At 72.7% G+C, this 21,737-nt stretch carries 17 protein-coding genes; 9 read left to right on the top strand and 8 right to left on the bottom strand.

The genetic code is table 11. The features are described 5' to 3' along the window. The first annotated feature begins 263 nt into the window (after positions 1–263). From GNZ18_RS25115 to GNZ18_RS25130, 4 genes are all read left to right on the top strand, one after another. Positions 264–1,481, top strand: a complete 1,218-nt coding sequence (locus GNZ18_RS25115) for a PP2C family protein-serine/threonine phosphatase (RefSeq protein WP_308165956.1) — start codon at positions 264–266, stop codon at positions 1,479–1,481. A 204-nt stretch (positions 1,482–1,685) separates the two neighbouring features. Continuing rightward, on the top strand, positions 1,686–2,375 hold the full coding sequence (locus GNZ18_RS25120) for a succinate dehydrogenase cytochrome b subunit (protein ID WP_312874724.1): 690 nt from the start codon (positions 1,686–1,688) through the stop codon (positions 2,373–2,375). A 2-nt stretch (positions 2,376–2,377) separates the two neighbouring features. Continuing rightward, positions 2,378–4,315 carry a fumarate reductase/succinate dehydrogenase flavoprotein subunit gene (locus GNZ18_RS25125; protein WP_156219156.1) on the top strand — a complete coding sequence of 646 codons (1,938 nt, stop codon included), beginning with the start codon at positions 2,378–2,380 and terminating at the stop codon, positions 4,313–4,315. 2 nt (positions 4,316–4,317) lie between these two features. Further along, on the top strand, positions 4,318–5,070 hold the full coding sequence (locus tag GNZ18_RS25130; RefSeq protein ID WP_156219002.1) for a succinate dehydrogenase/fumarate reductase iron-sulfur subunit: 753 nt from the start codon (positions 4,318–4,320) through the stop codon (positions 5,068–5,070). 56 nt (positions 5,071–5,126) lie between these two features. Here GNZ18_RS25130 and secY read toward each other — a convergent pair whose 3' ends face one another. After that, on the bottom strand, positions 5,127–6,413 hold the full coding sequence (secY, locus tag GNZ18_RS25135; RefSeq protein WP_214616869.1) for a preprotein translocase subunit SecY: 1,287 nt from the start codon (positions 6,411–6,413) through the stop codon (positions 5,127–5,129). 138 nt (positions 6,414–6,551) lie between these two features. Continuing rightward, the gene (locus GNZ18_RS25140; RefSeq protein ID WP_156219004.1) at positions 6,552–7,007 is read right to left on the bottom strand and encodes a hypothetical protein; all 456 of its coding nucleotides are present in this window, start codon (positions 7,005–7,007) and stop codon (positions 6,552–6,554) included. 169 nt (positions 7,008–7,176) lie between these two features. Between GNZ18_RS25140 and GNZ18_RS25145 the strand changes: the two genes are divergently transcribed. After that, positions 7,177–8,436: an MFS transporter gene (locus tag GNZ18_RS25145; protein WP_156219157.1), complete on the top strand. Its 1,260-nt coding sequence runs from the start codon at positions 7,177–7,179 to the stop codon at positions 8,434–8,436. A gap of 34 nt (positions 8,437–8,470) precedes the next feature. Here GNZ18_RS25145 and GNZ18_RS25150 read toward each other — a convergent pair whose 3' ends face one another. From GNZ18_RS25150 to sdhC, 6 genes are all read right to left on the bottom strand, one after another. Continuing rightward, positions 8,471–9,472 (bottom strand): LysR family transcriptional regulator, encoded by a 1,002-nt coding sequence (locus tag GNZ18_RS25150; RefSeq protein ID WP_156219005.1) that lies wholly within the window; start codon positions 9,470–9,472, stop codon positions 8,471–8,473. A 77-nt stretch (positions 9,473–9,549) separates the two neighbouring features. Further along, entirely contained in the window at positions 9,550–10,260 is a 711-nt protein-coding gene (locus GNZ18_RS25155) for a Crp/Fnr family transcriptional regulator (protein ID WP_156219006.1), read from the bottom strand. A 365-nt stretch (positions 10,261–10,625) separates the two neighbouring features. Further along, positions 10,626–11,546 (bottom strand): VOC family protein, encoded by a 921-nt coding sequence (locus GNZ18_RS43780; protein WP_312874725.1) that lies wholly within the window; start codon positions 11,544–11,546, stop codon positions 10,626–10,628. A 125-nt stretch (positions 11,547–11,671) separates the two neighbouring features. Next, a complete protein-coding gene (locus GNZ18_RS25170) occupies positions 11,672–12,442 on the bottom strand; it encodes a succinate dehydrogenase/fumarate reductase iron-sulfur subunit (protein ID WP_156219007.1) in 771 nt (256 codons plus the stop codon). Beyond that, positions 12,439–14,532 carry a fumarate reductase/succinate dehydrogenase flavoprotein subunit gene (locus GNZ18_RS25175; protein ID WP_156219008.1) on the bottom strand — a complete coding sequence of 698 codons (2,094 nt, stop codon included), beginning with the start codon at positions 14,530–14,532 and terminating at the stop codon, positions 12,439–12,441. The genes GNZ18_RS25170 and GNZ18_RS25175 overlap by 4 nt, the downstream gene beginning before the upstream one ends. 11 nt (positions 14,533–14,543) lie before the next feature. Then, positions 14,544–15,374, bottom strand: coding sequence for a succinate dehydrogenase subunit SdhC (gene sdhC, locus GNZ18_RS25180; RefSeq protein WP_156219009.1), 831 nt, complete (start codon positions 15,372–15,374; stop codon positions 14,544–14,546). 522 nt (positions 15,375–15,896) lie between these two features. Here sdhC and GNZ18_RS25185 point away from each other — a divergent pair. The 4 genes from GNZ18_RS25185 to GNZ18_RS25200 all read left to right on the top strand — a co-directional run bounded on the left by GNZ18_RS25185 (position 15,897) and on the right by GNZ18_RS25200 (position 21,724). Further along, positions 15,897–17,390: an LCP family protein gene (locus GNZ18_RS25185; RefSeq protein ID WP_156219010.1), complete on the top strand. Its 1,494-nt coding sequence runs from the start codon at positions 15,897–15,899 to the stop codon at positions 17,388–17,390. Between the two features lie 342 nt (positions 17,391–17,732). Continuing rightward, positions 17,733–18,083, top strand: a complete 351-nt coding sequence (locus tag GNZ18_RS25190) for a DUF4282 domain-containing protein (RefSeq protein ID WP_156219011.1) — start codon at positions 17,733–17,735, stop codon at positions 18,081–18,083. A gap of 12 nt (positions 18,084–18,095) precedes the next feature. Next, entirely contained in the window at positions 18,096–20,579 is a 2,484-nt protein-coding gene (locus GNZ18_RS25195; RefSeq protein ID WP_312874726.1) for a protein kinase domain-containing protein, read from the top strand. Further along, positions 20,576–21,724: a response regulator receiver protein gene (locus tag GNZ18_RS25200; RefSeq protein WP_156219012.1), complete on the top strand. Its 1,149-nt coding sequence runs from the start codon at positions 20,576–20,578 to the stop codon at positions 21,722–21,724. Before GNZ18_RS25195 ends, GNZ18_RS25200 begins: the two co-directional genes overlap by 4 nt. The last annotated feature ends 13 nt before the right edge of the window (positions 21,725–21,737 follow it).

Genomic DNA, 21,737 nt, shown 5'->3' on the forward strand with positions numbered 1-21,737 from the left:
CTGTGTGGGCGGGGTGTCGGCGCGTCCGCGCGGCGGCGGCGCCGGGGGATGCGTCAGGGCGGACGGAGGCGCTAAAGTCGACATGTACGGAGTGAAAATCTCACCGCACCATGAGCCAGACCGCACCACGAGCCGGGATCCCTGCGGCCACGAAGACGCCGTCGGCCCGGCGCGGCCCGGTCCCGCCCGCCCGCGCGCAGGAATAAACCGGAACGGTCCGGCCGTTGCCAGTGCCGTCGCCAGCCCCGACTTCCGGAAGCCTTGTGAGCACAACGAGTCACCAGACGTCCGCCCTGGCACCAGGGGCCGAGGACAGGATCGACCTGCTCCTCATCGACGACGACCCCGCCGACGTCCTCATGGTCGAGAAGATGCTCGCCGACAGCGGCCTGGACATCCAGATCACCGTCGCGGGCGACCTGTCTGCGGCGCGGCGCCGGCTCACCCGCCGCACCCAGTGCATCATCGTCGACCTGTCCGCCCCCGGCATCGACCGGCTGGACGGGCTGCGCCGCGTCCTCGCGATGGCGGGCGACGCCGCCGTCGTCGTGCTGACCGGCCTGAACGACTCCCACCTCGGCGTCCGCGCGGTCGCCGCCGGGGCCGGGGACTACCTCGTCAAGCAGGAGGTCGACGGGCCGCTGCTGGCCCGCGCGATCCGCTACTCGATCGAGCGCAAGCGCGCCGAGGAGACCGAGCGGCGGCTGGTCGAGGCGCGGATCCTCGGCCGCGAGAACGCCCGGCTGGAGCGCGGGCTGCTGCCCGTCCCGCTGATCGACGACCCGTCGCTGCGGCACCACACCCGCTACCGCCCCGGCCGCCGCCGCGCGCTGCTCGGCGGCGACTTCTACGACACCGTGCAGACCGAGGGCGGCGCGGTGCACCTGATGATCGGCGACGTGTGCGGGCACGGCCCCGACGAGGCGGCGCTCGGCGTCCAGCTCCGGATGGCCTGGCGGACGCTCGTGCTGGCCGGGCACACCGGCGAGCAGCTCCTCGGCACCCTCGACAGCGTCCTCGGGCACGAGCGGCGCAGCGAGGAGATCTTCACCACGCTCTGCATGATCACCATCGCGCCGTCCCGGCGGACCGCCCGGATGCACCTGGCGGGGCACCCCGCGCCGCTGCTGTTCCGCGAGCGTCCCGGCGGCGCCGAGGTCGCGGCGCTGCCGGAGTACGCGCACGGCCCCGCGCTCGGCCTGCTGCCCGGCGCCGAGTGGCCGACCACCGAGATCGACCTCGGCGAGAGCTGGGGGCTGATGCTCTACACCGACGGCCTCATCGAGGGACGCGTCGGCCGGGGCTCCGAGCGGCTCGGCACCGACGGGCTGGTGGAGCTCGCGCGGGTCGCGAGCGGCCGCGGCGCGAAGGGGCGCTCGCTCATCGACGAGCTGGTCACCGAGGTGGAGCGGCTCAACGGCGACTCCCTCACCGACGACCTGGCGGTGCTGCTGCTGTCGCGGCGGAGCGCGCTCATCTGAGCCCGCCCGACCCCCCGCGTGTCCGTCAATGTCGGCTGCGTCACCGCGCCGCCGAGTTCCCGGCCCCGCTATGAGGTCACTCACCTTCGCGCCCGCTCCCGAACGCCCCAGGTGGCCCCGCCGCTCGGTTCATAGCCTGCGGCTATCGCCACGAGTTCCCTGATGACTTGGAACTCTTTCCCCAGGCAGACGTACCGTCGCGAGGTGGCTATAGCGATACCTGCGATCTACCGATCGACCGTCGGCAAGAAGGCCGTCATGGCCGTGACCGGCGGCATCCTGGTGCTGTACCTGGTCGCGCACATGGTGGGGAACCTGAAGATCTTCCTCGGCGCGGAGGAGTTCAACCACTACGCGCACTGGCTGCGGACGATCGGCGAGCCCGCGGTACCGCGCCGCACCGTGCTGACGCTGATCGAGGTCGTGCTCGGCGTCTCCGTCGTCCTGCACATGTGGTCGGCGGTGTCGCTCGGCAAGCGCGCCGCGCACGCGCGCCCGGTGAAGTACCAGTCGAAGAAGAAGTCGCACGCGCAGGGCTACGCCGTCCACACGATGCGGTACGGCGGGATCATCATCGCGTTCTACATCGTCTGGCACCTGCTGGACCTCACCTTCTTCGTCGTGAACCCCAAGGGCTCCGACGCGACCCCCTACGAGCGGATGGTCGCCGACTTCGACGCCTCCCGCTGGTACGTGACCGTCTGGTACGTCGCCGCGCTGCTGCTCGTCGGCCTGCACCTGCGGCACGGCATCTGGAGCGCGTTCCAGACGCTCGGCCTGCGCACGCCCCGGAAGGAGCGGGCCCTGCGGGCCCTCGCCAACACCGTCGCCGGGCTCGTGACGCTCGGCTTCGTCTCCGTCCCGCTGTCCATCACGTTCGGGTGGGTGAGCTGACCATGACCGACGGCTTCTACAAGTCCGGCGAGCCGATCGCCGACACCAAGGCCCCGGGCGGCCCGATCGAGGACCGCTGGACGACCCGCAAGTTCGAGGCCAAGCAGATCAACCCGGCCAACAAGCGCAAGAAGAAGATCATCATCATCGGCACCGGGCTCGCCGGCGGCTCGGCCGGGGCGACGCTCGGCGAGGCGGGCTACCACGTCCAGCAGTTCTGCTTCCAGGACAGCCCGCGCCGCGCCCACTCGATCGCCGCGCAGGGCGGCATCAACGCCGCGAAGAACTACCGCAACGACGGCGACAGCGTCCACCGGCTGTTCTACGAGACGGTCAAGGGCGGCGACTTCCGCTCCCGCGAGTCCAACGTCCGCCGCCTCGCCGAGATCTCCACGCAGATCATCGACCAGTGCGTCGCGCAGGGCGTCCCGTTCGCGCGCGAGTACGGCGGCCTGCTCGACAACCGCTCCTTCGGCGGGACGCAGGTCTCGCGCACCTTCTACGCCCGCGGCCAGACCGGCCAGCAGCTCCTGCTCGGCGCCTACCAGGCGCTGATGCGGCAGGTGGACGCCGGGAACGTCGAGCTGTACCCGCGGCACGAGATGCTCGACCTGATCATGGAGGACGGGCGGGCGCGCGGCGTCGTCGTCCGGAACCTGATCACCGGGGAGATCAAGCACTACACGGCGGACGCGGTCGTGCTGGCGTCCGGCGGCTACGGCAACGTGTACTTCCTTTCCACGAACGCGATGGGCTCGAACGTCACCGCGTCCTGGCGCGCGCACCGGCACGGCGCGCTGTTCGCCAACCCCTGCTACACCCAGATCCACCCGACGTGCATCCCGGTCAGCGGCGACCACCAGTCCAAGCTGACGCTGATGTCGGAGTCGCTGCGCAACGACGGCCGCGTGTGGGTGCCGAAGAAGGGCGGCGACACCCGCCGCCCCGCCGACATCCCCGAGAGCGAGCGCGACTACTACCTGGAGCGCATCTACCCCTCGTTCGGCAACCTCGTGCCGCGCGACATCGCCTCCCGCGCCGCCAAGAACGTCTGCGACGAGGGACGCGGCGTCGGCCCCGGCGGCCTCGGCGTGTACCTGGACTTCGCCGACGCGATCGAGCGCCTCGGCCGCGACAAGGTCGAGGCCAAGTACGGCAACCTCTTCCAGATGTACGAGCGCATCACCGGCGAGAACCCCTACGACACGCCGATGCGCATCTACCCCGCCGTCCACTACACGATGGGCGGGCTGTGGGTCGACTACGACCTCCAGTCCAACGTGCCCGGCCTGTTCGTGATCGGCGAGGCGAACTTCTCCGACCACGGCGCGAACCGGCTCGGCGCGTCCGCGCTGATGCAGGGCCTCGCCGACGGCTACTTCGTGCTGCCGAACACGGTCAACGACTACATCGCCCGCAACGCGCTCCCGCCGGTCGACCCGGAGGCCGTCGCGGCGGCGGAGGAGCGCGTCACGTCCCGGATCGAGCGGCTGCTCGCCGTCGACGGCGACCGCACCGTCGACTCCTTCCACCGCGAGCTCGGCCACATCATGTGGGAGTACTGCGGCATGGAGCGCACCGAGGAGGGCCTGCGCAAGGCGCTGGAGCTGATCCCCGCGCTGCGCGCCGAGTTCTGGGAGCGCGTCAAGGTGACGGGCAAGGGCGAGGAGCTGAACCAGCAGCTGGAGAAGGCGGGGCGCGTCGCCGACTTCCTGGAGCTGGGCGAGCTGATGGTCGTGGACGCGCTGCACCGCTCCGAGTCCTGCGGCGGCCACTTCCGCGCCGAGAGCCAGGACGAGGACGGCGAGGCCAAGCGCGACGACGCCAACTTCGCCTACGTCGCCGCATGGGAGTGGGCCGGGGAGGGCGGGCAGCCCGTCCTCCACAAGGAGGCCCTGGACTTCGAATACGTCAAGCCGACTCAGAGGTCTTACAAGTAATCATGAAGCTCACACTGCGCGTCTGGCGCCAGAGCGGACCAGAGGACAAGGGCACGATGGTCGAGTACAAGCTCGACGACATCTCCCCCGACGCCTCGTTCCTGGAGATGCTGGACGTCCTCAACGAGAAGCTCATCGCGGAGGGCGCGGAGCCGGTCGCCTTCGACCACGACTGCCGCGAGGGCATCTGCGGCATGTGCTCGCTGGTCATCAACGGCACCCCGCACGGCCCGGAGCGCGCGACCACCACCTGCCAGCTGCACATGCGCAAGTTCCGGGACGGCGAGGTCATCGACGTCGAGCCGTGGCGGGCCAGGGCGTTCCCGGTCGTGAAGGACCTGGTCGTCGACCGGTCCGCGTTCGACCGCATCATCGCCTCGGGCGGGTTCATCACCGCGCCGACCGGCACCGCGCCCGAGGCGCACGCCGTGCCCGTCCCGAAGCCGGACGCCGACGCGGCCTTCGAGGCCGCCGAGTGCATCGGCTGCGGCGCCTGCGTGGCCGCCTGCCCGAACGGCTCGGCCGCGCTGTTCCTCGGCGCCAAGGTCACCCACCTCGGCCTGATGCCGCAGGGGCAGCCCGAGCGCTGGGACCGGGTCGTGTCGATGCTCGACACCCACGACGGCGAGGGCTTCGGCGGCTGCACCAACACCGGCGAGTGCACGGTCGCGTGCCCGAAGGGCATCCCGCTGGACGTCATCGGCCGCCTCAACCGCGACTACCTGGGCGCCACCGCGGGCGGCAAGAAGAAGTAGCACGCCCCGTCGACCGCCCCGCCGCGTTCTGGGCGGGGCGGTCGCCTCGGGCCCGGTCAGCGGAGGAAGCCCTCGTAGTTGTGCTGCTGGAGGCGGCTCTCGATCTGCTTGACCGTGTCCAGGCCGACGCCGACGACGATGAGGATCGCCGTCCCGCCGAACGGGAAGTCGTCGCCGACGTCCAGCAGCGCCAGCGACACCATCGGGACGAGGGCCACGAGCCCCAGGTAGAGGGCGCCCGGCGTGGTCACGCGGGTGAGGACGTGGTCCAGGTACTCCGCCGTGGGACGTCCCGGACGGATGCCCGGCACGAACCCGCCGTACTTGCGCATGTTGTCGGAGACCTCGACCGGGTTGAACGTGATCGCCACGTAGAAGTACGTGAAGAACACGATGAGCACGAAGAACGAGGCCATGTGCCAGGGGTCGGCCTGCTGGAGGTAGGGCTGCGCCCGTTGCAGCCATCGGGCGTTCGGCCACAGCTGCGTCGCCAGGACGGGTATGTACAGCAGCGACGACGCGAAGATCACCGGGATGATGCCCGCCTGGTTCACCTTCAGCGGGATGTAGGTGGCGGCTCCCCCGTACAGGCGGCGCCCCACCATCCGCTTGGCGTACTGGACGGGGATGCGCCGCTGCGCCTGCTCGACGAACACGACCCCGGCCATGATCGCCAGGCCCACGAGGACCACGAGCGTGAACACGAAGCCGTGCCGGGACTGGTAGATCGCCCAGAGCTGGCCGGGGAAGACGGCGACGACCTGGGTGAAGATGAGGATCGACATGCCGTTGCCCACGCCGCGCTCGGTGACCAGTTCGCCGAGCCACATGGTGACGGCCGTCCCGGCGACCATGCAGACCACCATGGTCGCGATCGGGAGGATCCCGTCGTCGTGCAGGACGTCGCCGGACGAGCGGAACAGCCGGCCGCTCGACGCCATCGCGACGACGCTCGTGGCCTGGAGCACGGCGAGCGCGACGGTCAGGTAGCGGGTGTACTGGGTGATCTTCGTGGTGCCCGACTGCCCCTCCTGCTTGAGCGACTCCAGGCGCGGGACCACGACCGTCAGCAGTTGCAGGATGATGCTGGCGGTGATGTAGGGGTAGACGCCGAGCGCGAACACCGACAGCTTCAGCAGCGCGCCGCCGCTGAACAGGTCGAGCATCCCGTAGAGCTCGCTGCCCTTCTTGGCGGCGTCCGAGGCGTCCTTGAGCGCCCTGACGTCGACGTTCGGCGCGGGCAGGTTCTGCCCCACCCGGAACACCACGACGATGAACAGCGTGAACAGCAGTCTTCCGCGCAGCTCCGGGGTGCGGAACGCGCGCGCGAACGCGGTCAGCACGCCGCGTCCGGATTCTGGGCAGGGGTCTTCCGGGCGGGCGCCGAGAGCGCCCGCCCCATGGCGGTGCGGTTGATGACAAGCCTCCGTACGGGTACGCCGCAGAGCCCGCGGGGACATCGCGGCAGATGACTGTGAGCGTCAGGAACCCGTGCGGGGCGGAGGCCCCCGTACCTTGACCGGGCCGAGGTGGAGCGACTTCGGCGCCGCCGCGCGCGTGGGCGTGGCCTCGGCCCGATGTGTGCCGAGGTCGGGAGCGGTGGCGTCGGGCGGCAGGACGGCGTGCTGCGCCGTGTCCGGGGACGAGCCGAAGCGGAGATGGTGGGAGAACGCGTCCGCCTGGCGCCAGAAATGCGCCGCGTCGACCGCGACGAGCCGCTGCCAGACCGCCGCCGGACGCCGGTCGCGGCTCAGGGCGGCCGATCTGGCCGCCGTCTCCCGGTTCCCGGCGCTGTTCGCGGCGGCCGCCGCGCCCGCGCGGATGACCTCGGCGACACCGGAGCCGGGGACGATCGAGAGCGTGGCGGTGACGGCGAAGCCGAAGAAGCCCGCCAGGAGCGCCAGCAGGCGCCGCTGCCGAGCGGTGCGGTCGCGCACGCCCGCCTCCCCCCGCCCGTCCCGTTTCGGAAACCGTACCTCGCGGAGCCGATCACCGGGGACCGCACGGGGTCGCGGTTGGCCGGATCCTTCCGGACGTTGGCGATCCCGCCCCTGTCGCCCGCGCGGGAGCGGAGCGCACAGTAGTGCGGTGTCCAGAATCACCCGTATGCACCGCGCCTGGCCGGTGGCGGCCGTCGCGTTCGTGGCGCTCGTCGGCGCGGCCGGCTTCCGGGCCACGCCGGGCGTCCTCATGGTCCCGCTCCAGGACGAGTTCGGCTGGTCGCGCGCCACGACCTCGGCGGCCGTGTCGGTCAACCTCGTCCTGTACGGGCTGACCGCGCCGTTCGCGGCGGCCCTGATGGACCGCTTCGGCGTCCGCCGGGTCACCGCCCTCGCGCTCACGCTCGTCGCGCTGGGCAGCGGGCTGACCGTGTTCATGTCCGCGAGCTGGCAGCTCGTCCTGTGCTGGGGCGTGCTGGTCGGGCTCGGCACCGGGTCGATGGCGATGGTGTTCGCGGCGACGGTCGTGAACCGCTGGTTCACCCGGCACCGCGGCCTCGTCGTCGGCGTCCTGACCGCCGGGGGCGCCGCCGGGCAGCTGGTCTTCCTGCCGCTGCTGGCGTGGCTGGTGGACGAGTCCGGCTGGCGGTCGGCGTCCCTCACGGTGGCGGGCGCCGCGCTGGTCGTGGTGCCGCTGGTCGTGTTCGTCCTGCGCGAGCGCCCCTCGGACGTGGGCCTGCTGCCCTACGGCGCCACCGCCGAGGAACCCGCCCCGCCGCCGAGCGGGGACGCGGCGCGCCGCGCCCTGCGCGCACTCTCCGGCGCGTGGCGGACGAAGGCGTTCTGGCTGCTCGCGGGCGGGTTCTTCATCTGCGGCGCGTCCACGAACGGGCTCGTCGGCACCCACTTCATCCCCGCCGCGCACGACCACGGCATGCACGAGACGACGGCCGCGAGCCTGCTCGCCCTCGTCGGCGTGTTCGACATCGTCGGGACGGTCGCGTCCGGCTGGCTCACCGACCGGCTCGACAGCCGCGTGCTGCTCGCCTGGTACTACGCCCTGCGCGGGCTGTCGCTGCTCACGCTGCCGGTGCTGTTCGCCGACTCGCCGCACCCGAGCATGCTGGTGTTCGTCATCTTCTACGGCCTGGACTGGGTCGCGACCGTCCCGCCCACGATCGCGCTGGCCCGGGAGGTGTTCGGGCCGTCCGCCGGGACGATCGTGTTCGGCTGGGTGTTCACCGCGCACCAGCTCGGCGCCGCCGCCGCGGCCGCGCTGGCGGGCCTGGTCCGCACCTCGCTCGGCTCGTACACGCTGGCGTGGTGGGGCGCGGGGGTGCTGTGCCTGTTCGCCGCCGGGATGTCGATGTCGATCGGACGTCCCTCGGCGGAGCGCCCCAGGGTGCCCGAGCCGAGCAGCGCCTGACCCCCGGCCTCCGGGCGCCCGGCCTCTAGACTAGCTAGGCGTCCACGAGGTTCTCGACCCCGGCCGGGAGGCTGCCCTCCAGGCCCGCCTCGACGAGGAACGCCTCCAGGGTGTCCTGGAACGCGCGTGCGGCGTGGGTCAGGTCGACGTCCTTGCGGTGGGCCAGGGCGACCGTCCGCAGCAGGCCGGGGGCGTGGTGGCCGCGGCGCGGGGGGTCCTCCGCCTCGTCCAGGACGAGCGGCGTCCCGCGCAGGCCGGGACGCCCGGCCAGGACCATGCTGGGGACCACCGCGATGCCGAGCCCCGCCTCCACGAACCGCAGGACGGCGTCCATCTCGCCGCCCTCGACGGCGAACTTGGGCTCGAACCCGGCCGTCCTGCACGCGCTGATCGTCGCCTCGCGCAGGTCGTAGCCCGGACGGAACATCACCAGCGGGCGGTTCCGGAGGTCCTCGATGCGCAGGTGCGACCGCCGCGGCATGTGCGCCGCCCGGGACGGCCGCTCGGACGGCCCCTGGCCGGCCGGGGACGCCACCACCAGGTACTCGCGCAGTATCGGGGTCGTGTCCAGCGGCGGATCGCCGTGCAGGGGCAGGATCACCAGGGCCAGGTCCAGCGAGCCCCGGGTCAGCTCCCGGACGAGGTCGCGCGAGCCGCCCTCCTCGACCATCAGCTGGATGCCGGGGTAGGCGTCGTGGAAGCGGCGCAGGACGTCCGCCAGCAGCCCCGCGCACAGGGACGGCGTCGCGCCGAGCCGCACCCGGCCGCGCCTCAGCCCGGCCAGCTCCTGCACCTCCACGCGCGCGGTGTCGACGTCGGCGAGTATGCGCTTGGCCAGCGGAAGCAGCGTCTCACCGGCGGGCGTCAGCGTGATGTTCCCCCGGGCGCGGCTGAACAGCGAGACGTTCAGCTCGGCCTCCAGCGCGCGGATCTGCTTGGACAGCGACGGCTGGGCGACGCGCAGCAACTCGGCGGCCTGGGTGAAGTGGCGTACGTCCGCGACCGCGACGAAGTAGGCGAGCTGCTGCAACTGCATCCTGCACAGGGTACGGGTCGCCCCCGCGCGGGTTCGCGGGCGCCCACCCGTCCAGCCAGTTCAGCGGGGTGCGGCGCTCATCTCGCGTGCCGCTTGAGGGCCTGGAGGTCGTGCACGATGACGCGCCGCCGCCCCGTCTCGATCCAGCCGCGCCGGCGCAGCGTGCGCAGCGCCTTGCTGACCGCCTCCCGCGACGCGCCGACCCAGCCCGCCAGCTCCTCCTGCGACAGGTTGAGCGTGATGCGCACGCTCTGCGGCGCGCCGCCCGCGTTCGCCGCCGCCGACGGGACGCGGTCGTAGGGCACGCCGAACCGCTCGGCCAGCTCCACGAGCCGCTGCGCGACGCGTCCGGTCGCGTCGAACATGCCGAACTCCACCCGCTTGCGGTCGGCGTCGCGCCAGCGCTGGCACAGCATCCGCATGATGAGGATCGAGACGCGGCCGTGCGCCTGCAGGAACGCCCTGAACTCCTCGGCCGTCAGCGCGAGCACCTGTGCCGGTTCCATCGCCGCGACCGTCGCCGAGCGGGGCAGCCCGTCGATCGCGGCGACCTCGCCCAGCAGCGCCCCCGGCCCGCGCACCGCGAGCAGCGCCTCGCCGCCGTGCTCGCGGTAGGAGAACGCCTTGGCCCGCCCCTTGAGCAGGACGGCCACCCAGCTGGAGCGCTCCCCCTCGATGAACAGGGCCTCCCCCCGGTCGAACTCGCGGACGCGGCCACGCGCTTCAAGGTCGGCGCGTTCGGCCGGGGTGAGTTCGGCCAGGAACGAGCCCGGTTCGAGGGCGGTCATGCCACCACGCTAAACGGAACGGATGTTCAGGTGGCACCCGAAGGCGAATCACGAATGGATTACGCGTTGTGTGCATTTCTCCCTATACGCCGTGCCGGAGGTGCACCAGTGTTGGGCCGGGCCTGAGCGGCCACACGGCGGCACAGCGGCCACGGCGTTCATGGGGAACGGCGGTACGGCAGTATGGCGGGCGGCGGTCCGGGGGCACGCCGCCCGTACATATTGCAAGCTCGGCTGCGTTCGTTGCGACCTCGGCCCAGCGTGCTCGCCGGGCGGCTCGCACGCCGACCGTGATCGTGCGGGTGCGGCATCGCTTCACGATCTTCCCGGTGAGGCTCGCCTCCGGCGTCGCCCCACCGGTCAGGTCACGCACTCGCGTGACGGCCGGGGTCGCCGTTCTGGCCGTGGTCGCCGTTCTGGCCGGCACCGTGGATCGCCTGGCCCACGCCGTGCAGGTTGCCCTCGGAGTCGCGGAACCAGGCGGCGCGTTCGCCGCGGCCGCCCGCGGAGGGGTAGTTGCCCTCGACCTCGGTGATCCCGTTCACGGTGCGCAGGCCGGGGACGTCCACCTCCTCGAACACCACCCCGCGCCGCCGCAGCTCGGCCACGACCGCGTCGATGTCGTCGACCTTCCACGCGATCTGCGTGTGGTCGCCGGACGGGCGTCCCGCCGACTGGAACAGCGAGAACCCGCCGTCGCGCGTCTCGTAGCGCAGCCCGCCCGGACGGGACTCCACCGGCTCCAGGCCGAGCTTGTCCGCGTAGAAGCGCCGGGCGCGGTCCAGGTCCCGCGCCGGGAGCCGTCCGGAGGCGGACGCGTCGGCGAGCGTCCACACCGTCTCCTCGCGCTCGGCGCCCCGCAGGACCCTGGCGCGCTGGGCGCGTTCCCTGCGGCCGGCCCAGTACGCCTCGGTCAGCTCGATGATCTGGACGTGGTTGCCGTCCGGGTCGACCGCGGTGGCGAACCACGAGCCCACCTCGCGGTACTCCAGCGGGGCCAGCCAGGTCACGTCCATGGAGTCGAGGTGGGCCACGACCGCGCGCGCGTCGGGCACGTGCATGTTCAGGATCACCCGCGCGGGCTCGACCGCCCGGTCGGCGACGTCGTCGCGGCCGTCCACCAGCACGCCCACGCCGCCGAAGTCGAGGAAGCCGTCCATGTCGGCGGTCAGCCCGAACGCCTTCTCATACCAGGCGCGCAGCCGGTCGGGATCGGTGCTGGCCAGCAGCATGCTCCCGAGCCGGGGCACCGCACGCGCCGCCGTCTCCGCCTCTGCCCCTGCCACAGGTCCCCCCTGAGATTGAGTCGTTTCCTATTGAGACTCCCCGCCCCTCCAAAACTCACCGCGCCCGGAGACACGAACGCCTCCCGCCGGTGGACGGCGGGAGGCGTTTCGCCATGTCGGCCAGATCAGGCGGACGGGGTGTCCTGGCCCTTCCTGACGACGCCGAGCTTGCTGCCGAGCCACACCAGCGGGTCGTACCGGCGGCCCACCACCCGCTCCTTCATCGGGATCAGGGCGTTGTCGGTGATCTTGATGTGCTCGGGGCAGACCTCGGTGCAGCACTTGGTGATGTTGCAGAAGCCGAGGCCGTGGTCCTGCTGGGCGATCTCGCGCCGGTCGGCGGCGTCGGCCGGGTGCATCTCCAGCTCCGCGATCCGCATGAGGAAGCGGGGGCCCGCGAACCCGGGCTTGTTCTCCTCGTGGTCACGGATGACGTGGCAGACGTTGTTGCAGAGGAAGCACTCGATGCACTTGCGGAACTCCTGCGAGCGCTCGACGTCCACCTGCTGCATGCGGAACTCGCCCGGCTTGACGTCCCCGGGGTCGAACGAGGGGATCTGCTGGGCCTTCTCGTAGTTGAACGAGACGTCCGTGACGAGGTCGCGGATGACGGGGAACGTGCGGACGGGGGTGACCGTGATGGTCTCGTCCGGCTCGAACGTCGACATCCGCGTCATGCACATCAGCCGCGGCATGCCGTTGACCTCCGCCGAGCACGACCCGCACTTGCCCGCCTTGCAGTTCCAGCGGACGGCGAGGTCGGGCGCCTGCGTGGCCTGGAGCCGGTGGATGATGTCGAGGACGACCTCGCCCTCGTTCACCTCGACCTTGTAGTCCTTGAGCTCCCCGGCGCCGTCGTCCCCGCGCCAGACCCGGAAACTGGCCTCGTAGCTCATCGGTCGCCCTCCTCGTTGTCCTCGCCGCCGGCCTCGACCGCGCCGGCGGCGGTCGCGCCGCCCTTCGGAGCGGCCGCCTGCCCGCCGTCCCCGGCCTCGCCCGCGTCCGGTCGCGCACCGGCGTCCCCGGCGGCCTCCTCGGCCGTCTCAGCGCCTCCGGCGGCCTCCTCCGCCACGGGCCCGCCGGCGCCGGGCAGCTCACCGTCGGTGAGGTACTTCTTCAGCTCGTCGGTCTCGAACAGCCCGATCAGGTCGTCCCGCATGGGCTCCATCGGCTGCCGCCTCAGCTCGACCCTCGGCGCGGACCCGTCCCCCGTCAGGCGGCAGACGAGGTTCACCTTGCGCCACTCCGGCGACATCACCGGGTAGTCGTCGCGGGTGTGGCCGCCGCGGCTCTCCTGCCGCTCCAGCGCCGCCTTGGCGATCGCCTCCGACACCAGCAGCATGTTGCGCAGGTCGAGCGCGAGGTGCCAGCCGGGGTGGTAGCCGCGCCCGTCGTTCACCGCGACGGGCTCGACGCTGACGTTGGCGACCCGCTCGCGGAACTTCTCCAAGCCCTCTATGGCCTGCGCCAGCTCCTCTTCCTTGCGGATGATGCCGACGAGGTCGTTCATCATCTGCTGGAGCTCGGCGTGGACGGTGTAGGGGTTCTCCCCGCCCTTGCGCTCGAACGGGGCCATCGCCTCCCGCTCGGCGGCCTCGACCACCTCGGCGGAGACCGGCGGGCGCTCCGCGAGCGCGTCGACGTACTCCGACGCCCCGAGCCCGGCGCGCCGTCCGAACACCAGCAGGTCGGTCAGCGAGTTGCCGCCGAGCCGGTTGGAGCCGTGCATGCCGCCCGCGACCTCGCCCGCCGCGAACAGGCCGGGCACGAGCGCCGCCGCCGTGTCGGGGTCGACCTCGACGCCGCCCATCACGTAGTGGCAGGTCGGGCCGACCTCCATGGCCTCCTTGGTGATGTCGACGTCCGCCAGCTCCTTGAACTGGTGGTGCATCGAGGGCAGCCGCTTGACGATCTCGGCCGCGCCGCCCGGCATCCGGTCGACGACGGTGAGGAACACGCCGCCGTGCGGGGACCCGCGGCCGGCCTTGACCTCGGAGTTGATCGCGCGGGCGACCTCGTCGCGGGGCAGCAGCTCGGGGGGCCGCTTGTTGTTGTCGGGGTCGTCGTACCAGCGGTCGCCCTCCTCCTCGGAGGTCGCGTACTGGGACTTGAACACCTCGGGGATGTACTCGAACATGAAGCGCTTGCCGTCGGAGTTCTTCAGCACGCCCCGGTCGCCGCGCACCGACTCGGTGACCAGCAGGCCCTTGACCGACGGCGGCCACACCATCCCGGTGGGGTGGAACTGCACGAACTCCATGTTGAGCAGCGTCGCGCCCGCGAGCATCGCGAGCGAGTGCCCGTCCCCGGTGTACTCCCAGGAGTTCGACGTCACCTTGAACGCCTTGCCGATGCCGCCCGTGGCGAGCACCACGGCGGGCGCCTCGAACACCACGAACCTGCCGGTCTCGCGGACGTAGGCGAACGCGCCGCAGATGCGGTCGCCGTCCTTCAGCAGCCGCGTGACGGTCGTCTCGGCCCACACCTTGAGGCGGGCGTCGTAGTCGCCGTGCTCGCGGTGGTCCTCCTGCTGGAGCGCCACGATCTTCTGCTGGGCGGTGCGGATCAGCTCCAGGCCGGTCCGGTCGCCGACGTGCGCCAGCCGCGGGTACTCGTGCCCGCCGAAGTTCCGCTGGCTGATCTTGCCGTCCTTGGTGCGGTCGAACAGCGCGCCCCAGTGCTCCAGCTCCCAGACGCGGTCGGGCGCCTCCTTGGCATGCAGCTCGGCCATCCGCCAGTTGTTGAGGAACTTGCCGCCGCGCATGGTGTCGCGGAAGTGCACCTGCCAGTTGTCGTTGGGGTTGACGTTCCCCATCGCCGCGGCGGCGCCGCCCTCGGCCATCACCGTGTGCGCCTTGCCGAACAGCGACTTGGAGATGACCGCCGTCTTCTTGCCCTGGAGGCGGGCCTCGATCGCCGCCCGCAGCCCGGCGCCGCCGGCGCCGATCACCACGACGTCGTAGGCGTGCCTCTCGATCTCAGTCATGATCCTCGGCCTCAGTTGAAGATGCGCGGGTCGGAGATGGTGCCGCCGGCCACCAGCGCGACGTACAGGTCGGCCACCACCAGCGAGCCCAGCGTGATCAGGGCGTAGGTGCCGTGCCGCTGGTTGATCTTGGACACCCAGCCCCACATCCGGTAGCGGAAGGGGTGCTTGGAGAAGTTCTTCAACCGCCCGCCGACGATGTGCCGGCACGAGTGGCACGACAGGGTGTACAGCCACAGCAGCACCACGTTGGCGACCAGGATGATCGTGCCGAGCCCGATGCCGAACCCGCCGTCCTCGCCGTGGAAGGCGCGGACCGCGTCCCAGGTGTTGACGAGGGAGATGAGGACGGCGGCCAGCCAGAAGTAGCGGTGCAGGTTCTGCCCGACCAGCGGGAAGCGCCGCTCACCGGTGTACTTGCTGTGCGGCTCCCGCACGGCGCACGCCGACGGCGCCGCCCAGAACGACCGGTAGTAGGCCTTGCGGTAGTAGTAGCAGGTCAGCCGGAACAGCAGCAGGAACGGCAGCGAGATCGCCGCGAACGGGATGAAGCCCCGCGTCCCGGACGGGAGGAACGTCCCGAACTCCGCCGCGTCGCCCGTGTGGCCGTCCACGGTGACGCCGTTGCAGATCTCGTTGAAGCAGGGCGAGTAGAACGGCGTCAGGTAGTGGTACTGCGGGACGTAGAAGGCGGACCCCCAGAACGCCCGGACGGTCGCGTACACCACCCACGCCGTGAAGATCACGAACGTGGTGACGGGATAGAGGCGCCAGTTGTCCTTCCGGAGCGTGCGGTCCTTGATCTGGGCGCGCGACTTGACCGGCGCCTCCACTGTGCTCATCGATCGCTCTCCTGAGCTCGGGTCGTCGTGTACCCGTACCTCGGTCCGAGCGCACTCATGCGGTCGTCGCGTGCGGCCGTCGCGCCTAGGCCGGAGGCCCTGCCGCATGCGGGCGGTGACGCCTCGTGTGCGCTTCCAGCGAAGCGACCCTACGCCAACGGCGCGGCACTGTGACACACATAACAGCCACACCCCCCTGTGACCCTGACCACAGACTTTAGGCCCGAAAACCCCCTGCGGCACGGCCGGGCTTCCATAACCAGTTGTTATGGCGCAGGGGAATCGAGACGAGCACACGAAAGCATGGCCCGCCTCGTCCGCCGGAGGCGCTAGGCCGGACGCGGGGCCGGCTACGGAGGGGCATCATCGGCTCGGACGAGAACCGCGTTTTCCGGACGTGTGTCAACACTTCGGGCCGAGCACGCATCCAACGGATGGGGATCCCGTCCGCACGGCCCCCGGGGGACCTCCCCAGCCGACGACCGCACGCCCTCGACAGGGCCCTGCCCGAGACGGGACCGGATGAGCGACGAAGACACCGGCCGCGACGACCTCGCAGGGGACGACCAGGCGGCCGAAGAGTCCGCGGGCGGCGACGAGGCGACCGACGACAAGGCGCCCGCCCCCGTGTCCGAGGACGCGGCGCCGAAGCGCGGCCGGACGCGCAGGCGGAGGATCCTGCGGTGGACCGCGGCCGGCACGGCCGTGGCGGTGCTCGCCGCCGGCGCGGGCGCGGTCGTCCTGTACCGGGACCTGGTCGGCGGCATCGAGCAGAAGCACGTGGGCGGGCAGCTCGGGGCGAACCGTCCGAAGAAGCTCAACAAGAGCCTCAACATCCTGCTGCTCGGGTCGGACACGCGCGAGGGCGACAACGCCCGCTACGGCGCGGCCGCCGGGCTGACCGGGGCGCGCTCGGACACCGCGATCCTGCTGCACCTGTCGCCGAACCGCGACCAGGCGGTCGGGATCAGCTTCCCGCGCGACTCGATGGTGAGGATCCCCGAGTGCGAGAAGGAGAAGGGCGGCAAGGTCCCGGCGCAGTTCGGGATGCTGAACGCCGCGTTCGCCTACGCGGGGCCGTCCTGCACCTGGAAGACGCTGGAGTCGCTGACCGGCATCCACATCGACCACTTCGTCCAGATCGACTTCTCCGGGTTCAAGCGGATGGTGGACGCGCTGGGCGGCGTGGAGATCTGCGTCGACCGCCCGGTCGACGACCCGCGCGCCGAACTGCACCTGAAGGCGGGCAAGCAGACGGTCAAGGGCGAGGCCGCGCTCGGGTACGTCCGGGCCCGCTACTCGCTCGGCGACGGCTCCGACCTGGAACGCATCGAGCGGCAGCAGCGGTTCATGGCGGCGGTGGTCGACAAGGCCACCAGCGGGTCGGTGCTCACCGACCCCGCCAAGACCTACAAGTTCCTCAAGGCCGCCACGAAGTCGATGACCACCGACGACGAGCTGGACCTGTCGGCGATGCGCAGGCTCGCGGACGGCCTCAAGGGCATGAGCGCCGGGCAGGTCCGGTTCGTGACGGTGCCGGTCGAGGGGTACGCGCCCGACCCCAACCGCGTCCAGTGGGACATGGAACGGGCCAGGCCCCTGTTCTCCGCGATCCAGCACGACGACGACCTGCCCGCCGAACCGGCCGCCCCGGCCAGGCCCGAGCGCAGGCCGCCCGCGCCGCGCGAGGTCAAGGTGTCCGTGGTGGACGCGGGCGGCGACGCCAAGCTCATCGCGGACCTCGTCCAGCGCCTCGGCGAGCGCGGCTTCGACGTGGGGAAGAAGGTGGAGAAGGGCCCGGCGTCCGCCGAGAGCAGGATCGTCTACGCCCCGTCCGAGGAACTGCGGGCCTCGACGCTGGCCAGGGCCCTGCCCGACGCGCTGCTCTCCCCCGACGGCGCCGCTCCCAAGGACGGAGTGCGGCTCGTCATCGGGCGCGGCGGCGCCCGCCTCGCCCCGCCCGCCCTGAAGGTCACCGGAGGCGTCAAGGCGGGGCGCCCGAACCCCTGCGCGTAAGGGCGGGCGACCCGGTCCCCGGCCGGCCCCGCGAGGCGCGTTCCAGGCTCTAGAGTCTTCCTGTAGGCGGAGAGTCTTCCTGTAGGCGGCCCCACCCTGGAGACGACGGCGATGACACATCCTTCGGACCCCGGTTACCCACCGCGCCCACCCGGGCCCGGCCCCCAGGGAGACCCCTACGCACCGCCCCCGCGCCAGGGCCCCGCCCCCGACCCCCGAGCCTCCGGCCCCCACCCCACAGGCCCTCACAACACGGGCCCTCAGAACACGGGTCCTTGGCCGCAGGGGCCCCCACCGGGTCCGCACGGCGCCCCTCCGGGTCCGCCCGGGCCGGCGGGGCCGATGGGCCCGCCGAACCAGCCGCCGCAGGGCTGGGCGCCGCCTCCGGGCGGCCCCCGCGGGAAGGGGTTGTTCGGGGCGCTCTTCGACACCAACTTCGACCACATGGTCACCGCCCAGATGATCAAGATCATCTATCGGCTGGCGCTGGCCCTGATCACCCTGTTCGCCCTGGTGATGGCGTGGTACGGGGTCGCGTTCCTCGAATGGAACCAGGCGCTCGGGATCGGCACGCTCCTCGCCACCCCCATCGTGTGGATGTTCCAGCTGCTCACGGTGCGGATGGCGCTGGAGTTCCTGATCAACCAGTTCAAGATCAGCGAATATCTGCGGATCATCAAGGACAAGAGCTAGACGGGCGGGCCGGTGACAGACGACGTCGGCGGGACGGGGAACGGCGGGGGGCTTCCCCCGCGCGAGACGCGGCGCGACGCGGGGGTGACGCGGCGCGACCAGTGGGTTCCGGCGCCGCGCGGCGAGACGCCCCCGACCGGCGGGACGCGGCGGGAGGGCGGCCCTCCCGGCGAGTCGCTGCTACGGTTGCCGGCGGCGCTGGCCGAGCGGTACACGGCGGTCGCGGAGCTGCCCGTCCAGGGCGCGGAGTCCGACCTGCTCCTGGTCAGGGAGGCGCACGCGCCGGGGGACTCCGCCGAGTACGTCGTGAAGATCTTCCGGCGCGGCTACCGCGCCGACCGCGAGGTGTGGGCGAAGCTGCCCGCGCTCGACTCCCCCAACGTCCTGCGGATCCTGGAGACCGGCCACGCGGACGGGCGGGACTACGAGGTCACCGCGTACGCGCCGGACGGGAACCTGCGCGGGCTGATGGAGGGGGCGCGGCCGCCCGCGGAGGCGGCCGAGATCGCGGCGCAGCTCGCGGCCGGGCTGTCGGCGCTGCACCGGGCGGGCATCGTGCACCGCGACCTGAAGCCGGAGAACGTCCTGGTCCTCGGCACGGCCCCGCTGCGGCTGGCGATCGCCGACTTCGGGCTGAGCAAGGTGCTCGACCAGAGCGTGGTGTTCGCCTCGTCCTCGCGGACGCTGGCCTACGCGGCGCCGGAGTCGCTGTCGGGGCAGGTGTCGCCCGCCCGCGACTGGTGGTCGCTCGGCATGATCGTCCGGGAGCTGGCGACGGGGCGGGCGCCGTTCCTCGGGCTCAGCGAGACCGTGGTGGTCGACCATCTCGCGACGCGGCCGGTGACGGCCGACGACGTCGCCGACCCGCGGCTGCGGCTGCTGTGCCGGGGCCTGCTCGCGCGCGATCCGCGCCGCCGCTGGACGGGCGCCCAGGTCACCGAGTGGCTCGACGGCGGTTCGCCGCCGGTGGCCGAGGAGACCTCGGCCGCCTCCGCTCCCCCCGGCACCGGCCTGCCGTTCAGGGGTCGCCGCTACTCCGACCGCGCCGAGCTGGCGCGCGCGCTCGTCGACGAGTGGGAGCACGCCGCGCCCTACTTCTTCGGACGCGGCGAGTCCGGTGAGGCCTGGCGCGCGCTGCGCGACTGGCTCGCCGGCCTCCCCGACGACGGGCGCATCGACCTCGTCGACGGTCACCTGGCCACCCGCCTGCCGCCGGACGTGAAGCTGCTGCACCTGGTCCGGTGGCTGGATCCGGGTCTCCCGCCGCACTTCCTCGGACGGCGGGTGACGGCGGACGACCTGCCCGCGCTCGCCGCGCTGGCCACCGACCACCGGCACCCCGACCACCGCACGGCCTGCCTGCTCGGCCGGGAGCTGTGGGAGCAGGACCTGCTGCCCGTCCTGGCCGGGTTCGAGGGGGGCGGCGACCTGGCGCGCATCGACGGCCAGTGGCGTGCGCACGTGGCGGCGTGGAACGACCTGGCCCGCTGGCTGCGCGCCCAGGACGCGGCGCCGCCCGGCCTCGCGCCCCGCCTCCCCGACGCGGGCACCCGCCGGGACGAGGCCGTGCGGGTCGCGGGCGGGCGCCCTCCGGGCCCGTCCGACGACCCGCCGGTGGTGCTGCTCACCCTGCTCGCGCTCGCGGCGCGCCCGGCCGAGACGCACCGGCTGCTGGCCGAGGCGGCGGCCCACGCCCGCGAGGCCGTTTCCGAGCCGGTGCCGTGGTTCGACTGGCTGGCCGACGGCGCGGGCGACGACCCGCTGCGCCTGTTCGCGGTGACGCGGGCGGTGCCGGAGGCGGTCCTGGAGACCGAGAACCGGGCCCGGCGGCAGGACGCGGACCGGCGGCGCGACGAGGCGCTGCGCGCGCGGTGGGCGGAGCGGGAGCGCGAGCGCCTCGCCGGACGCGGCGCGGCGATGGTCCGGGCCGCGCTCTGGACGGTCCCCCTGCTCGTGTTCTGGCTGCTCGGCGGCGCGGTCGTCAACGCCCTGTTCGGCGGCGGGGGCGAGGACAGGGGGACCTCGTCCGTCGGCGTCCACGTCCAGCGGTCGTCGTGGCTGTCGTTCGGGCTCCTCGCCGTGCTGTCCGTCCTCGCGTGGGCGGTGCACTGCGGCGCCGAGGTGCTGCTGGCGCGCGCGCAGGGCAAGGACTACCTCCCCTACGGGCCGTGGTCGTCGATCGCCAAGGCGCTCGGCGCGTCCGGCCGGGGGCTGTCCAAGGCGTCCCGGACGATGTCGGGCGCCGCGCAGCGCGGCGGACGGCGCGGCTGCGGCATGACGCTCCTCGCCGTGACCGTCCCGCTGCTGATCCTGCTGCTGCTGTTCGGGGCGCTGTCCTCCATCGCGGGCGTGCTGTGGGTGCTGGTGCTCGTCGCGGTCCCCGCCGCGCACGCCGCCGCCGCCGGGCTGCGCCTGCACCGCTGGCGCGAGTCCCGCGCCCCCGCCGCCGGCCCGGCGCACCGGCACGACCCCACGTACCCCGGAGGAGCAGCATGAGCAGCGGCGTCGAGGCCGACATCGCGCTGGACGCGGCCGTGATCCTCACGCTCGGCATGAACCGCGTCCTCGGACGCGGCGCGGGCCTGGCCGGACGCGGCGCGGAGGCCCTCGCCGCGCTCGCCGCCGGGCGGGCCGAGGCGCGCGCCGCCGCGCTCGCCGAGGTCGAGACCCACGAGCGCGCCCTGCGCGAGGTCGTCGAGCGCAACGCCCGGATCGCCGCGCTCGCCGAGACCCGCGCCAAGATCGGCGCGAACGCGGCGCTGCCCGAGCCGCTCCGGCCGGAGGAGCACCAGACCCCCGAGGAGCTGGCCGCCTGGTGCGCCGCGCTCGACCCCGTCCTGGACGAGGCGGAGCGCGCCCTCTCCGAGCACCTCGCCGCCCAGGTCACGGCGCAGATCTTCACGGTCCCCGCGGCCGGGTTGCAGGCCGACACCGGTCAGCGCGGCCCCGAGCGGGGCGCGTCACCCGTCCCGCGCGTCCAAGACGACGTGCAGGGGACACTCGAACGGATCATGACGCGGCTGCTGCCCGACGCGGCCGAGGGCGAGCGGCGCGCGGTCGCCGACGCGGCGCGGCTGCTCGCCGGGACCGGCACCGCCGAGGAGGCCGAGGCGGTCCTCCAGGAGGTGCGGCTGCGCATCCGGGACGCCAACCGCCGCACCGAGGAGCGGCGCGAGCGGGAGCGGCGGCGCGCGGCCGAGCGGGACGCCGCCGAGCAGGCCGAGGCCGAGCGCCGCTACGTCCTCGACTCGATCACCACGGCGTTCGAGGACATGGGGTATGAGGTGGCGCCCGGGTTCGAGACGCTGACCGCCGACGGCGGCGCGCTGGTCCTGACCAAGGGCGGCTGGCCCGAGCACAGCGTGAAGATGCGGGTCGACGACGCGGCGCACGTGCGCGCCGCGATGGTCCGCGAGACGCCCGCCGAGAGCGAGGACGACCGGCGTGTCGACGCCGAGCGCGAGCGCGAGTGGTGCGAGGCGTTCGAGGCCGCGCGGACCCGTCTCGCCGCGGCCGGGATACGGTCGCAGGTGGCCTGGCGGCTGGAGCCGGGCGTGCGTGAGCTGCCGGTTTCCGAGCGGCCACGGCAGACTGGGGGGCGTGCCGAGCGGCGCGAACGCCGCCGGGAGCGGGGCCGGTGACGGGTCCCGCGTC

Origin of the sequence: Actinomadura litoris, from assembly GCF_009733595.1 — a bacterium.
GTDB lineage: Bacteria > Actinomycetota > Actinomycetes > Streptosporangiales > Streptosporangiaceae > Spirillospora > Spirillospora litoris.

What these genes read in the sequence shown, in the direction of transcription:
- GNZ18_RS25150 (WP_156219005.1), bottom strand. Translation starts at nt 9,472, where the DNA reads ATGCAGTTGCAGCAGCTCGCCTACTTCGTCGCGGTCGCGGACGTACGC.
- GNZ18_RS25185 (WP_156219010.1), top strand. Translation starts at nt 15,897, where the DNA reads ATGAGCGACGAAGACACCGGCCGCGACGACCTCGCAGGGGACGACCAG.
- GNZ18_RS25175 (WP_156219008.1), bottom strand. Translation starts at nt 14,532, where the DNA reads ATGACTGAGATCGAGAGGCACGCCTACGACGTCGTGGTGATCGGCGCC.
- GNZ18_RS25130 (WP_156219002.1), top strand. Translation starts at nt 4,318, where the DNA reads ATGAAGCTCACACTGCGCGTCTGGCGCCAGAGCGGACCAGAGGACAAG.
- GNZ18_RS25170 (WP_156219007.1), bottom strand. Translation starts at nt 12,442, where the DNA reads ATGAGCTACGAGGCCAGTTTCCGGGTCTGGCGCGGGGACGACGGCGCC.
- GNZ18_RS25145 (WP_156219157.1), top strand. Translation starts at nt 7,177, where the DNA reads ATGCACCGCGCCTGGCCGGTGGCGGCCGTCGCGTTCGTGGCGCTCGTC.
- GNZ18_RS25190 (WP_156219011.1), top strand. Translation starts at nt 17,733, where the DNA reads ATGGGCCCGCCGAACCAGCCGCCGCAGGGCTGGGCGCCGCCTCCGGGC.
- GNZ18_RS25200 (WP_156219012.1), top strand. Translation starts at nt 20,576, where the DNA reads ATGAGCAGCGGCGTCGAGGCCGACATCGCGCTGGACGCGGCCGTGATC.
- GNZ18_RS25125 (WP_156219156.1), top strand. Translation starts at nt 2,378, where the DNA reads ATGACCGACGGCTTCTACAAGTCCGGCGAGCCGATCGCCGACACCAAG.
- sdhC (WP_156219009.1), bottom strand. Translation starts at nt 15,374, where the DNA reads ATGAGCACAGTGGAGGCGCCGGTCAAGTCGCGCGCCCAGATCAAGGAC.
- GNZ18_RS25155 (WP_156219006.1), bottom strand. Translation starts at nt 10,260, where the DNA reads ATGACCGCCCTCGAACCGGGCTCGTTCCTGGCCGAACTCACCCCGGCC.